Source organism: Pseudomonas sp. MN1F, from assembly GCF_009391885.1.
Taxonomy (GTDB): Bacteria; Pseudomonadota; Gammaproteobacteria; order Pseudomonadales; family Pseudomonadaceae; genus Aquipseudomonas.
The window spans coordinates 1-13,804 of record NZ_VZII01000041.1; the positions used below are offsets into that span (position 1 = coordinate 1).

The window sequence follows — 13,804 nt, forward strand, 5'->3', positions numbered from 1 at the left end:
AGATACGCTGGTCGAGCAGCACGTAGAGGTAGCCGCTGCGCAAGGTGCGCAGGCCCATCCGGGTTTGCGTGACGGGGTCACTGCCGGGACGGGTATCGGGTACCACGGCGCGGCGCAGGGGAAGGATGGGCAGGCCCTGGCGCTGGCAGGCTTTGCACGGGGTAAGGAGGAATTCGACTTCGGCGACGGCGTTGGCAATGTCTTGAGAAATGCTCATGAGGGATTTCAGGCTCGATCAAGATAAGCCTGCACACTAACGAGGAATCAATTCTCAGAGGAGCTGAGCGCTTCCTAAAACATTGTAGGAACTTTCGCCCAGATATTTGCCTTTTGCTGCAACCGCTGATTCAGCTTCTGCACGCTGATGCATGCCGCTTTCGATGACCCTGCAGAGCCACCCGATCCTCATGTTGATTCATCCGGCAAGGGAGGCCCCACTGGTAGATGCAAAGTGAATGTCAAAACGCGCTTGATAATGATTAGTTAGTTGAGGGTCTGCCCAGTTGCGCTACGCTGGAAAAGCATTGCCATGGCGCTTCACCTGCCCGCAGGAGCGCAACATGAACTTCCTTATCGAACAGGCCAGCGTACAAGGACGGCCAAGCTGGCTGGTGCATGCCTGTGGCATGACCTTCACCTTTCCCACCCAGGATTCGGCGCACGACTTTGCCAGCAAATTGGCAGAGCGGGTCGACACCCCCATCAATTGCCGGCGCAAACACTGACGTACTGGAATGCGCAGCCTGCTCGTTTGAAACATGGCCTGCGTCAGTTCAGAGCAACCCAGAGGGGCAGCGTATGAGTGGACGTGCACTGGAACCCATCGATCGCATTACCGAAGTGATGTTCGGCCTGTTGATGGCCACCACCTTCACCGGCACGCTGAGCGTGGCCACGGCCGGCCGGGAAGATGCCCGCCTGATGCTGATCGCGGCCTTTGGCTGCAACCTGGCCTGGGGTTTGGCCGATGCGGTGATCTACCTGTTGCGCACCTGGACCGAGCGGACCCACAGCCGGACCTTGCGGGCCCGGCTGCTCGCCGATGAACAAGGGCAGGAGGGGCGTCGGTTGATTGCCGATGCATTGCCGGCACGCATCGGCGAAGTGGTGGACGAAAACGGGCTGGAGCTGCTCAGGGTCCATCTGCTGCGCAACGGCCAGCAACCGATGCCGGCGCGGCTTGGCCTGCAGGATTTCAAGGCGGCACTGGCGACCTTTCTGCTGGTGGTGCTGGCGACCTTCCCGCTGGTTATCCCGTTCCTGCTGATTGCCCACACCGGCACCGCCATTCGCGTGTCGAACCTGGTCGCCCTGATCATGCTGTTCCTCGCCGGCTGGTTGCTGGCGCGCTACTCCGGGGGGCGCCGAGTGCTCACAGGAGTGATCATGTCGCTGATCGGGGTGGCGCTGATCCTGGCCATCATCGCCCTCGGTGGCTGAGTCAGGCGTCAGTATTTGATGTCCCGGGCGCGTTCGCGACCTTGCTGTTTGGTGTGGCGTTTGTCCTGGCGGCAACCGGCGTTGCTCTGCTGGTCGGCGTGGCGGCAGTCCTGCTTGGTCTGGCGCGCACCCTGGCGGGTTTCCTGGCGTACTTCGCGTGCTTGCTGGCGCCGTTCGGCACGGTCGGTAACGGCCGCCCAACCCTGCAACGTCGTGGCGCACAACAGCACCGCCAGACAAAAACGATAGGCTCTTGAAGTTGCCATGATCGGGCCTCCTGCTGGGTGGGTGGGTTGCTGCGAAGCGGTCAGGGCATGTTTAGTACAGTTGCGTTTCGATAGGCGATTTAGATTTAAAGGCAGTAAGCCTAGTTGCCATTAGTGCGTTGAAATCCAATACACCAAAGTGGTCGAAAATGGCGCCTTTGCTACCCTTACCGCACGGCAGCGACTGCCCGGTTTGCAACTCACCCTTTTCACGCGGTATGGCCAGATGGGGAATGCGATGCGCATGCCATTGTTATGCGTCTTGTCGGTCGTGTTGTGCCTTAACGGTGTTGCCAGCCTGGCGCTGGCCGAGGATGTACCGGCGCCCGACCCGGCGCCTGCGCAAGCCAAGCAGGCGGTGTTCAACCCGGAGCAGCTCGACCAGATGCTCGCGCCGATTGCCCTGTATCCCGATCCGCTGCTGGCCCAGGTGCTGATGGCGTCGACCTACCCGGGCGAGGTGACCGAGGCAGTGGCCTGGTCCAAGGCCAACCCCAAGGCCCAGGGCGATGACGCGGTCAAGCAGGTGGCCAACCAGACCTGGGACCCAAGCGTGCAGTCGCTGGTGGCGTTCCCGCAGGTGCTGGTGGTGCTCGGCCAGGACCCGGTCTGGGTCCAGCGCCTGGGGGACGCCTTCCTGGCCCAACCCGATGACGTGATGGCCGGCGTCCAGCGCCTGCGCCATCAGGCCCAGGCGGCCGGTAACCTGACCAGCAACCAGTACCAGAACGTCACCGTGCAGGCCGCGCCCGCAGCGGCCCCGGCACAGGCCAGCTCAGGTGGTTCGCAGAGCGCGCCGGCCAGCAGCGCCTCGACCAGCACCATCATCATCCAGCCTGCCGACCCGCAGGTGGTGTACGTGCCCACCTACAACCCGACCACCACTTACGGCACCTGGGCCTATCCGGCCTCGCCGCCGGTGTATTACCCACCGTCGCCGATGTACTACGCGGGCACTGCGCTGATGGCCGGGCTGGCGTTCGGCGCCGGCGTGGCAATCATCGACTCGGTGTGGGGCGATTGCGACTGGAACAACGGCGATGTCGATATCGACGTCAATCGCTACAACAATATCAACGGCAACAACCGCATCACCAACAACCAGAACAAGTGGCAGCACAACCCCGCGCACCGCGATGGCGTGCCATACCGCGACAACCGCAGCCGCCAGCAATACGGCCGCCAGCTTGATGGGGCCAGCCAGCGTGCGGCGTTCCGTGGCGATGATGCCCAGCGTGCCCAGGCCCGGGATCGCGCCCGCAGCTCAATGGACCGTGCGGGTATCGAGCGCCCGGCTACCAGCAACCGCGAAGCCCGCGACAGCGCACGCCAGGCCCGCGCCGAAGGCGGTGTTGGCAATCGCATGCAAGGTGCCAACGACAACGCACGCCCTGCCGATCGCCGCGCAGAGCCGCGCAACACGCGTGAAAACACCCGCGACAATCAGCAGGCGCGCAACCAGGTCAACCAACGTCGCCAGGGTGAAGGGCAGGGCCGTCAGATCGCGCAAAACCGACCGAGTAACACGGCAGGCCGGGCCCGCAACAATGCCTTCGACGGCGTGCGCTCACCGTCGCGTACCACGGCGCAGGCCAACCGCGGTCGTACCAGCCAGTCGTTCGCCCAGCGGCCCAGCGCCTCGCGCGCAGCGGGGCAGCAGGTATCCAGGCCCAGCGCCCCGGCGCGTCGCGGTGGTGGAGGTGGCCGTCGATGAACACCAAGACAACCCTTGCTGCGTTGCTGATCGGCCTGGGCATGGCCTGGACAAACCTGGCCACGGCGCAGGAGGCCTTCCCGACGCCGGAGAAAGCCGTCGAATCGTTCGTCCAGGCACTGGGCGTCGAGCACGCCGACGAAGCGCGCCTGACCCAGTTGCTGGGTGAAGACTGGCGCACCTACATCCCGCGTGAAGGCGTGCAGCGCAGTGACGTCGATGCCTTCCTGGAGCAGTACAAGGCCGAGCATCAGATCGACAAGCAGGGCGACAACAAGGCCATCCTCGCCGTGGGCCCTGAGCACTGGACCTTGCCCATCCCCTTGACCAAATCTGCCAACGGCTGGCGCTTCGACCTCAAGGCCGGCAGCGCCGAAATCCGTGCCCGGCGCATTGGCCGAAACGAACTGGCCGCATTGCAGTCGGTGCTCGCCTATCACGACGCGCAGATGGACTACGCCTCCAAGGACCGCAACGGCAACGGCGCGCTGGAATATGCCCAGCAGATCTTCAGCACGCCCGGCAAGCATGACGGCCTGTTCTGGGCAGACGAAGAGGGCGGCGAGATCAGCCCGCTGGGGCCGCTGTTCGGCAAGGACGTGGTGGGTGATGACTGGTACGGCTACCACTTTCGCATCCTCGATGGCCAAGGCCCGTCGGCACCGGGTGGTGCCTACAGCTACCTGATCGGCAACCAGATGAGCCGCGGCTTTGCCCTGGTCGCCTGGCCGGCGAAGTACAACGATAGCGGCGTCATGAGCTTCATGATCAGCCATGACGGGCAGGTGTTCGAAAAAGACCTGGGGCCGCAGGGCGACAAGGTTGCCAAGGCCATGAAACGCTTCGACCCGGATGACAGCTGGAAAGAGGTAGACGTCAGCGCCAGCCAATGACGGCCGGCGCGCGCACCGCCAACGGCAGGCTGAGTGAAAACTACCCGGTGCTGTTCCGCTTTGGTGCGCGTCTGCCTCAAGACAGGTCTGGTCGCACAGTTTTCATTCGGCAATCAGGTAAAAAAGTGTGCAGGTTGAACATGGAAGATTGTGCCGATTGCCTGTAAATTTCCCGTTTCCCGCGCGTGGCAAAAGCGGCCCGCATATTGCTCCCCTAGTCGCAACGACAACCCGGAGCACCGTGCCATGAGCTCACCCACCGAATTCCCGCTATGCGAAGCCCCATCCTCATCGCGCAAGGGGCTGCTGCCCATTGCCATGGTGCTGTTCAGCTTCACCTTCTTCACCGGCACCATGTTCGCCGGCGGCAAGCTGGGCATGGCCTTCAACTTTGTTGACATGCTGTGGGTCGCCGCCATCGGCAACACGCTGCTGGCACTGTATGCTGCGGCCCTGGCTTTCATCGCCTCGCGCAGCGGCTTGAACACCGTGCTGATGGGGCGCTTCTGTTTCGGCGAGGCGGGCAGCCGGCTTTCCGACTTCCTGCTGGGCTTCGCCGAACTGGGCTGGTACGCCTGGGGCACCGCGACCGTGGCGATCGTGCTGGTCAAGCTGTTGGGCCTGGCGGGTGGGTTCACCGTGCCCCTGATGGTGCTGTTCGGCCTGGGCTTCAGCATCACCGCGATCATCGGCTTCAAGGGCCTGGACCTGTTGTCGCGGGTATCGGTGCCGTTGATGTTCGCGTTGCTGGTGGTGTCGATGTACATCGCCACCGCCGATGCCGGCGGCTTTGCCGGCCTGGCGGCGGTGGTGCCCCATGAAACCATGACCTTCTCGGCCGCGGTGACCATGGTCTTCGGCACCTTCGCCAGCGGCGCTACCCAGGCCACCAACTGGACCCGGTTGTCGCGCAGCGGGCGGGTGGCGGTGGTGGCCAGCATGGTCGCCTTCCTGCTCGGCAATGGCCTGATGGTAGTGGCCGGGGCCTGGTGCGCGATGGTCTACCAGCAGGCCGACATCGTCGAAGTGATGATGCTGCAAGGCCTGTCGTTCGCGGCGGTGGTGATGCTCTGCCTGAACCTCTGGACCATCCAGGGGCCGACCATCTACAACGTCTCGGCCGCTGCCTGCCACCTGCTGCGCAGCGAGCGTCGACGCACCGCCACGCTGGTGGCGGCGGCGGTGGGCATCGTGCTGGCGATTGGCGGAATGTATGAAATGCTGATCCCGTTCCTGGTGCTGCTGGGTTCGATCATTCCGCCAGTGGGCGGGGTGATCATGGCGGACTTCTGGTACCGCCACCGCGGCCAGTACCCGGCGCTGGCTTCGGTGCAGCTGCCGCGCTACAACCTCATGGGGCTGGGCGCCTATGCGCTGGGTGCGGTGCTGGCCTACGCCTCGCCCTGGGTCGCACCGCTGGTGGGCATTGGCGCCTCGGCACTGTGCTACATGGTCATGCTCGAACTCAGCGGCCGGCGCCGGGCGCTGGGCCAGGCGGGCGTCGAGCCGTGAGCCTGGCGCTGGACGAGATCCTGCACCTGCCGGGCCTGCAGGAGATGGCCGTGCGTGCCGGCGCGCGTAACCTGCAGCGTCGGGTGCGCTGGCCCTATGTGGCGGAGAACGAAGGCATCGCCGAGTGGGTGATGGGCGGCGAACTGGTGTTCGTCACCGGCATCAACCACCCGCGTGGCGAGGCCAACCTGCTGAGCCTGGTCGAGGACGGCGAGGCTGTAGGGATTGCCGGGCTGGTGATCCTCACGGGCGGCACCTTCATCCAGACCATCCCGCCAGCGGTGATCGCCCGTGCCGAGCAACTGGGCCTGCCACTGATCGAGCAGCCCTATGCCTTGAAGATGGTGATCGTTACCCACCTGATAGGCACGGCCCTGGTGCAGATGAACCAGGTGCGCCGGTCGCGCAACGACATCCTCGGCCAGTTGCTCAGCGGTGACTACCCGAGCCTGGCCATTGCCCGCCAGCGTGCGGCGCACCTTGAACTGGCACTGGATGAGCCGCGTCGCGTGGTGGCGCTGCGCTTGCTGCACGTCGAGCAGTTGTTCGAGCACCATGGCCTGGCCCAGGGCGAGCGCCTCTGGCAGGCTACCCGCCAGGCCCTGGAAGACCAGCTCGAAGCCTGGTGCCGCGTACGACCGGGGACGGTCACCGCACAGTTGCCGGGCGACCTGCAGGTGCTGCTGCTGGAAGATGCCGCCGACCTGCCGCTGACCTTGGCTACACTGCACCGGCAACTGAGCGCGGTGGTGGGGGAGCTGGCGCTGTACATGGGCCTGTCGAGCCTGGCCGGCGATTGCGCCCATTACCGTCAGGCGCTCAGCGAGGCGCGCCAGGCCCTGGACGTGGCGCAACACCTGCACCCGGCCAACGGTTTTTGTGACTTCAGCGAGCTGGGTGTGCTGCGCCTGCTGCAAGGTATCGTCGACCGGTCGCTGATCGATGACTTCGTTGCCCAGACCTTAGGCCCGCTGATCACCCCCGGACGCAAGCAGCCGCATGTGCTGGTGCACACCCTCGACGCCCTGCTCAAGGAAAACGGCAACGGGCTCAAGGCCGCCCAGCGCCTTGGCCTGCACCGCAATACCATCAACCAACGCATTCAACGCATCGAACAACTGAGCGGGCAGTCTCTTGACGACCCGCTGTTCCGCATGAACGCTTCTGTCGCCATGCTGGTATGGCGCATGAACGAAGACCAAGGTAAGGAGTAACGCCATGAACATCATCAATGCCCGCCTGCGTGGCAAGACCGGCCTGTTCCGCATCGAGCTGGACGGCGAGCGCATCGCCGCCATCACGCCGCAGGCCGACGTGGCCGCGCTGGCCAGCCCGGATGACCTGGACGCCCAACAGAACCTGGTGGTGGCGCCCTTCGTCGAGCCGCACATTCACCTCGACGCCACCCTCACCGCGGGCGAGCCGAAGTGGAACATGAGCGGCACCCTGTTCGAAGGCATCGAGCGCTGGGCCGAGCGCAAGGAGATCACCACCCACGACGACATCAAGACCCGCGCCAAGAAGACCATCGGCATGCTGGCGGACCATGGCATCCAGCACGTGCGCACCCATGTCGACGTCACCGACCCCAAGCTCACCGCGCTCAAGGCCATGGTCGAGGTGCGCGAAGAGGTGCGCCATCTGGTCGACCTGCAGATCGTCGCCTTCCCCCAGGAGGGCATCGAGTCGTACGCCAATGGCCGGGCACTGATGACCGAAGCGGTGGCCATGGGCGCCGATGTGGTCGGCGGCATTCCGCATTTCGAGAACACCCGCGACCAGGGCGTGTCGTCGATCAAGTTCCTCATGGACCTGGCCGAGCGCAGCGGCTGCCTGGTGGACGTGCATTGCGATGAAACCGACGACCCGCAGTCGCGCTTCCTCGAAGTGCTGGCCGAAGAAGCGCGGGTGCGCGGCATGGGCGCGCGGGTCACCGCCAGCCACACCGTGGCCATGGGCTCCTACGACAACGCCTACTGCTACAAACTGTTCCGCCTGCTGAAGATGTCGGGCATCAACTTTGTGTCGTGCCCCACCGAAAGCATCCACTTGCAAGGCCGCTTCGACGGTTACCCCAAGCGCCGCGGGCTGACCCGCGTGGCCGAGATCGACCGCGCCGGGATGAACGTGTGCTTCGGCCAGGATTCGATCGTCGACCCGTGGTACCCGCTGGGCAACGGCAACATCCTGCGCATTCTCGAAGCCGGGCTGCACATCTGCCACATGCTCGGCTTTGAGGACCTGCAACGCAGCCTGGACCTGATCACCGACAACAGCGCCCGCACCCTCAACCTCGGCGAGCGCTATGGCATCGAGGTCGGGCGGCCGGCCAACCTGCTGCTGCTGTCGGCGCCGGATGACTACGAAATGGTCCGCAGCCAGGGCCATGCGCTGGTGTCGGTGCGCAACGGCAAGGTGCTGATGCGCCGCACGCCGGCGCAGGTCAAACGGCTTGCCTGACAGCTCGCGCTGCAGATCAGTATCGCGAAAATTGATACCAGCCAGCGTGAAACACGCCTCCTGCGCCTGACGGCTTTGCCGTATAAGGCCTTGATGCGCTATCGACGTCTGGATCTCAATCTGCTGGTCGCCCTCGATGTGCTGCTCGAAGAGTGCAGCGTCAGCCGGGCCGCGCAGCGCCTCAACCTTGGCCAGTCGGCTACCAGTGCCGCGTTGGGGCGCCTGCGCGAGCACTTTCAGGACCCGTTGCTGGTTCCGCTTGGGCGGGGGCTGGAGCCCAGCGCCCTGGCGCGGCAACTGGCGCCCAAAGTGCGTGAGGTACTGAGCCTGGCTGGCGAACTGGTCGAGACCACGACCGGCTTCGACCCGGCCCGTTGCGAGCGCCGTTTCGTACTGGTGGCATCGGACTATGTGGCCGCGACCCTGGTCCCGGCCCTCAGCCGTAACCTGGCGCGCCTGGCGCCCGGCGCAGCGCTGGTGGTGCGCGACCTGCCGTTGCCACGCGACGGTGATGTGGTCGCCGAGGCCCTCGACTACCGCCGCAGCGACCTGGTGATCGTGCCGCAGGCGCGCATCAACCCGCGCTACCCCCACGCGTTGCTGCTCAAGGATGAACTGTGCTGCATCGTCTGCGCCCGCGAGCCCGCCTACCATCAAGGCCTGAACCTGGCCGACTATTGTTGCGCAGGGCACGTGGTGCGCGAGTTCACCGATGGCCAGAACCTCTCGCTGGACACCCAGCACCTGCGCGAAACCGGTATCGAACGGCGGGTCGAGGTGGCCGTGCAGAGCTTCGCCCTGATGGCGGAATTCGTCGTTGGCACGCCGCGCATCGCCACCCTGTTCCGCCGCCAGGCCGAAGCGCTGGCGCGACGTTACCCGTTGCAGGTGTTGCCGTCGCCCGTTGCCTTTCCTTTGGCTTCGCAGGTGCTGCAATGGCACCCGCAGCAGGCCGCCGACCCGGCCCTGGCCTGGCTTCGCCAGCTGCTGGCGGAGCAGGCCCAAGCGCTGGATCAGGGTTGAAGGTCGCCGGTATCGCCGATCAGCCCGAGCGTTTCGATGGCCAGCAAGGCGCAGCGCTCGTCGTTGTCCGATGTGTCGCCACTGACCCCGATCGCGCCCAGTACACGGCCTTCGGCATCTCGCAGGAGAATCCCCCCCGGCATCGGGATCACTTCGCCCGCGGTGAGGCTGTTGATGGCAGCGAAGAATACCGGCATCGCCTGGGCACGGCGGGCCAGTTCGCGGCCGCCGAAACCCATGCCCAGGCAACCGCGGGCCTTGCCGGTGGCAATCTGCGTGCGCAGGAAGCTGGCCTGCTGGTCGCGCAGCACCGCCAGCGGATGGCCGGCGTGGTCGAGCACCGCAGCCGCCACAGGCTGCATGCCCAACGCCCGGGCGTGGTGAAGGGTGGCGAGGGCCAGTTGCACGGCCAGTTCGCAATCGAGGGCGGGCATGTTCACAGGCTCCATTTGCCGAGTTCGGCAACGCGGTCACGGGTATAGAGGTCGGTCCACTTCAGCGAGTTGAAGTCCGACACTTGCTTGGGGTTGTAGGCGGTGCGTTGCAGCCGCACCGGCTCGCCGGCCTTGTACACGGCCTGCAGGCGATCACGGTCCTGGAGGATGCGGATGTCGTCCAGCGGCGAGCCGTCGAGCACCAGCAGGTCGGCCTGTTTGCCCGGCTCCAGGGTACCCAGGGTCTCGCCGCGCGGCATCAGGCGTGCGCCGACATTGGTTGCGGCGAACAACGCTTCGGCCGGCGTGAAGCCCAGGCGCCGCACCAGCAATTCCAACTCGCGGGCATGCCATTCACCGTAGGGTGTGACGGCAAAACCGCTGTCGCTGCCGCAGGCAAAAGGTACGCCGGCAGCCTTGGCGCGCTTGAGCACTGGCGTGCCCAGCTCCAGGGTGCGAGCACAGTAGCCGGCGTAACCGGTGCTGATGGCGGGGTCGTGGGGCTGGCAGAAGTCCACGGTATTCTGCGGGAAGGTCATGGTCGGTGCCAGCACGCTGCCGGCTTCGAGCAGCGCCTCGATGCAGGCGTCGTCCATGTAGAAGGCGTGGAACACCAGGTCGACACCGGCCTTGGCCGCGTACATCACGGCTTCGCGGCCGTAGGCGTGGGTCGCGACGCGACAGCCGAGGCGGTGGGCTTCATCGACCATTTCGCGGGTTTCATCGGCGGTGAAGGCGGCGATAATCTCACCGTTGGGGCGCCGGTGGGTGCCGTCCATGGCGATCTTGATCAGGTCAACGCCATCCTTGGCTTGCTTGCGGATCTGCGCGATGGCGTCACTGCGGCTGGTGACCAGCGCGGCGGTGAAGTATTCCGGTGCGCCAACACGGCTGGGGAACCAGTCGTTGAGGCTCTGCCGGTTGGTGATCACGCGGCTGCTGGCGGCGATGCGCGGGCCCTCGAACAGCCCGGCGTTGACCGTGTTGCGCACGGCGATGCTGAGCTGGCCGCTGTCGCCGGGGCAGACCATCGAGGTCACGCCGGCAGCCAGCACGTGCTGGGCGAAGAACAGCCCGCGCAAGGCGCGGAATTCGTCGCTGGTCCAGATATCGATGTCTTCCTCGCTCTGGGCATTGCCGAACGCCAGGTGGGTGTGCACATCCACCAGCCCGGGCATGACGAAATGCCCTTTGACTTCGCGGTCGCCAGGCCGTGGCGGCGGCGCCTCGCGGGTCGGCCCGACATGGCGGATTACCCCGCCTTCGATGATCAGCGTGTGCAACGGGCGGGCCTGCAGGCCGGTGCCATCGAACAGGGTGGAGCAATGCAGGTGAAGGGCTGCCATGAACGAAACCTCCTCGTCTTGTTGTGTTGCGACAGGCTAGGCCGTGGGCATTGCCCGGCACCAACAGTTGCTGTCGATGCCCTGCCATCGACGCCATCGATAGCTGGCCCCGGCGCGCGCGCAATGAAAAACGGCGCCCGCAGGCGCCGTTTTGTACAGGGCAGTAGGTCAGTCGGTATGACCGCCAAGGGTCTCGGCTACCCAGTCGGCGATGTACTGGCCGGCATTGATGCTGTTGTCGAAGCTGGAATGCTGCACGCCGCCTTCGCGGTCGGTGAAGATCTTCAGCTCGCGCTTGGGGCTGTTGACGAGCTGCTCGTAAGTGCGGTGCGCCCATTTGAGCGGGATCTGCGAGTCCTTCTCGCCATGGGTGACCAGGAACGGCACGCGGATGCGATCGAGCACGCCGTCGAGGTGCACGTTCTCGGCGATGCGCATGAACGCGTCGATGTCCTTCGCCCCCCAGACCCACTGCACGTGCGCCCAGTAGTGGGGCACCGGGAAGTCGCCTTCCTTCTCCAGGCGACGTTTTTGCACATCGCGCCAGTCGTGGTTGGCACCCCACACCACGCCGCAGGCGAAGCGCGGTTCGAAAGCCACCGCGCGCGGGCAGTAATAGCCACCCAGGGACACGCCTTCCATACCGATGCGCCGCGGGTCGACCTCGGCGCGGGTCTCCAGCCAGTCGACCACGCGGCTGGCCCAGTGCTCGCTGTCGTAGCGCGCCGTCAGGCCCTGCAGGCGCAGCGCTTCGCCGGTGCCAGGCTGGTCGATGATCAGCGACGATACCCCGCGTTTGGCCAGCCAGGCGGGCAGGCCGACGCGGTATTTCATTTCCTTGGTCGAATCCAGGCCGTTGACCTGCACCAGCAGTGGCGCCGGGCCAGTCACGCCTTCTGCGCGTACCAGCAAGCCCGAGAGGTGCTTGCCCTCATAAGGGATCTCGACCCGCTCGCAGTTTTCCCTGGCCAGGTCGATACCGCGGGCGAAGGTCTCCAGAAAGCGCTGGTACAGTGCCGTGCGCCCCGGTGCGCCATGGGCCTGCAGGCGTTCGCAGGTGAGGTAGTAGGTGGCGGCGCGGTTGTATTTCTCGCCCGCAGAAAGGCGCCGGCCAGCGGCCTGGTCTTCCTCGGCCAGCGCACAGAGCTTGTCGGCCATGGTTGCCCAGGTTTCCCGGAAGGCTTGGCTACCTGCGGCGTCTGGCTGCCTGGCGGCGTCCTGCAACGGGGCGCACATTTGCTCGATCTCGCCCATGCGGGCGCCCATCTCGATGGCCAGGTCCACCGAGAGGTTCCAGACGTAATTGGTGGGGAAGTAACGGAACATTGTTGTTGTCCTTCTGCGGTCGTTGAGTCCGGCGCCGACGATTGCGGCAGGCACGCAAGGCGCGGTTCGAAGGTAAGGTACGCAGGCAGGGCAGGGCGGGGCCAATCGTGATCGGGGATGCGAGGTATCGCCAAACGCGATGCCCCGGCGCGCGGGCGCCGGCCGGGGCGATGGCTGCGGCTCAGGCGCTGGCGCGAAGCGGTGCCGGCTGCTGCTCGGCGCGCCGGATGAAGTCGCTGATGCGCTCGCGCAGCCAGCGGTGCATCGGGTCGCCCTCCATGCTGCGGTGCCAGAGCATGAACTCGCGCATCACCGGGATCTTCACCGGTGGCGGCAGGATGCGCAGGGGCAGGTAACCGGCGTACAGCTCGGCCAGGCGGCGGTGCATGGTGGCAATCCGTGCGGTGCCTACCAGCAACTGCGGCAGGGTGTTGAAGTCGTTGGTGATCACTTCCAGGCGCCGGTTGAAGCCGTACTGGCTCATGAACCAGTCTTCGATGCTCAAATGCCGGTTGCGGCCAAAGCCCACCGAGATATGCCCCATCTGCATGTACTGCTCCAGGGTCAGCTGCTCGCCGACCTCGGGGTTGTCGCGCCAGACCACGCAGACATGGTCTTCCTCGAACAGCAGTTGTGCCGGGTGGCCGTCGATGAGGTAGCGCTCGGGCACGATCATCATGTCGACCTCGCCGCGCATCAGCAGCTCGGCGCTGCTGTCGCCGGGGCTGATCATTTCGAAGGTGATGTGCGGCGCTTGCTGGTGGATGTTCTGGATGACCTGGGCGAACAGCACGCTGATCAGGTAGTCCGAGGCCACCAGGCGAAAGTGCCGCTTGCTGCTGGCCGGCTCGAACACCGGCTTGGCAGTGATCGAGGAACGGATGGTCAGCAGCACTTCGCGCACCGGCGCGGCCAGTTCCAGGGCGTAGGGCGTGGGCTGCATCTTGCGGCCAACCTGCACCAGCAGCTCATCCTCGAAAAACGTGCGCAAACGGCCAAGCACGCCGCTGGTGGCCGATTGGGTCATGTGCAGGCGTTCGGCGGCGCGGGTGATGTTCTGCTCTTCGAGCAGGATGTCCAGGGCGACCAGCAGGTTCAGATCCAGGTGGTGAAAGCGCATGTGATAGCTCTCGGTTCTTGTAGTTATTTTCGCGATACCTTCCCGCCGCATTGCCGATACGTCAATACCTGCGCGCCCTGCTAGCGGGCCAACGCCAGGCGCCATGGGCTGGCGCGCAGGTATCGCAATTGCCGATGCCTCGCATCCTGAGTCGCGATTGGTCACGCCACCCCGGCACCCAGCAACCTGCACGCCAGTCGAACGGCCGCTGCGCCGCCACGACCCAGAACGGTGACCCTGCCTCGCCGAATAACAATTTCAATGGAGTGG

General features: G+C 65.3%; 14 protein-coding genes. 8 read left to right on the forward strand and 6 right to left on the reverse strand.

Features of this window, described 5'->3' with window-relative positions; translation table 11 throughout:
• The coding region (locus F6X59_RS20075) for a toxin VasX (protein WP_152957769.1) at nt 1–217 on the reverse strand (217 nt) is incomplete at its 3' end.
• Between the two features lie 343 nt (nt 218–560).
• On the opposite strand from F6X59_RS20075, the gene F6X59_RS20080 reads away from it, so the two are divergent.
• Nucleotides 561–725 carry a hypothetical protein gene (locus tag F6X59_RS20080; RefSeq protein WP_178120118.1) on the forward strand — a complete coding sequence of 55 codons (165 nt, stop codon included), beginning with the start codon at nt 561–563 and terminating at the stop codon, nt 723–725.
• Between the two features lie 73 nt (nt 726–798).
• Nucleotides 799–1,440 (forward strand): VIT1/CCC1 transporter family protein, encoded by a 642-nt coding sequence (locus F6X59_RS20085; protein WP_152957770.1) that lies wholly within the window; start codon nt 799–801, stop codon nt 1,438–1,440.
• Nucleotides 1,441–1,448: 8 nt separating this feature from the next.
• On the opposite strand, the gene F6X59_RS20090 is transcribed toward F6X59_RS20085, so the two are convergent.
• Complete coding sequence (locus F6X59_RS20090; RefSeq protein WP_152957771.1) at nt 1,449–1,706, reverse strand: hypothetical protein; 258 nt, start codon at nt 1,704–1,706, stop codon at nt 1,449–1,451.
• Between the two features lie 238 nt (nt 1,707–1,944).
• Between F6X59_RS20090 and F6X59_RS20095 the strand changes: the two genes are divergently transcribed.
• The 6 genes from F6X59_RS20095 to F6X59_RS20120 all read left to right on the forward strand — a co-directional run bounded on the left by F6X59_RS20095 (nt 1,945) and on the right by F6X59_RS20120 (nt 9,308).
• Nucleotides 1,945–3,420: a DUF3300 domain-containing protein gene (locus F6X59_RS20095; protein WP_152957772.1), complete on the forward strand. Its 1,476-nt coding sequence runs from the start codon at nt 1,945–1,947 to the stop codon at nt 3,418–3,420.
• Nucleotides 3,417–4,313, forward strand: a complete 897-nt coding sequence (locus tag F6X59_RS20100; protein WP_152957773.1) for a DUF2950 domain-containing protein — start codon at nt 3,417–3,419, stop codon at nt 4,311–4,313. The genes F6X59_RS20095 and F6X59_RS20100 overlap by 4 nt, the downstream gene beginning before the upstream one ends.
• A 246-nt stretch (nt 4,314–4,559) precedes the next feature.
• Nucleotides 4,560–5,825, forward strand: coding sequence for a cytosine permease (gene codB, locus F6X59_RS20105; protein ID WP_152957774.1), 1,266 nt, complete (start codon nt 4,560–4,562; stop codon nt 5,823–5,825).
• Nucleotides 5,822–7,039 (forward strand): PucR family transcriptional regulator, encoded by a 1,218-nt coding sequence (locus F6X59_RS20110; RefSeq protein WP_372240460.1) that lies wholly within the window; start codon nt 5,822–5,824, stop codon nt 7,037–7,039. The genes codB and F6X59_RS20110 overlap by 4 nt, the downstream gene beginning before the upstream one ends.
• A 4-nt stretch (nt 7,040–7,043) precedes the next feature.
• Entirely contained in the window at nt 7,044–8,285 is a 1,242-nt protein-coding gene (codA, locus tag F6X59_RS20115; protein WP_152957775.1) for a cytosine deaminase, read from the forward strand.
• A 93-nt stretch (nt 8,286–8,378) separates the two neighbouring features.
• Nucleotides 8,379–9,308: a LysR family transcriptional regulator gene (locus tag F6X59_RS20120; RefSeq protein WP_152957776.1), complete on the forward strand. Its 930-nt coding sequence runs from the start codon at nt 8,379–8,381 to the stop codon at nt 9,306–9,308.
• On the opposite strand, the gene F6X59_RS20125 is transcribed toward F6X59_RS20120, so the two are convergent.
• The 4 genes from F6X59_RS20125 to F6X59_RS20140 all read right to left on the reverse strand — a co-directional run bounded on the left by F6X59_RS20125 (nt 9,299) and on the right by F6X59_RS20140 (nt 13,534).
• Nucleotides 9,299–9,742 (reverse strand): heme-binding protein, encoded by a 444-nt coding sequence (locus F6X59_RS20125; protein ID WP_152957777.1) that lies wholly within the window; start codon nt 9,740–9,742, stop codon nt 9,299–9,301. The genes F6X59_RS20120 and F6X59_RS20125 overlap by 10 nt on opposite strands.
• 2 nt (nt 9,743–9,744) lie before the next feature.
• A complete protein-coding gene (locus F6X59_RS20130) occupies nt 9,745–11,088 on the reverse strand; it encodes an amidohydrolase family protein (protein WP_152957778.1) in 1,344 nt (447 codons plus the stop codon).
• 168 nt (nt 11,089–11,256) lie between these two features.
• Nucleotides 11,257–12,414 carry a S9 family peptidase gene (locus F6X59_RS20135; RefSeq protein WP_152957779.1) on the reverse strand — a complete coding sequence of 386 codons (1,158 nt, stop codon included), beginning with the start codon at nt 12,412–12,414 and terminating at the stop codon, nt 11,257–11,259.
• Between the two features lie 181 nt (nt 12,415–12,595).
• Nucleotides 12,596–13,534 (reverse strand): LysR family transcriptional regulator, encoded by a 939-nt coding sequence (locus tag F6X59_RS20140; protein ID WP_152957780.1) that lies wholly within the window; start codon nt 13,532–13,534, stop codon nt 12,596–12,598.
• Nucleotides 13,535–13,804: the final 270 nt, after the last annotated feature.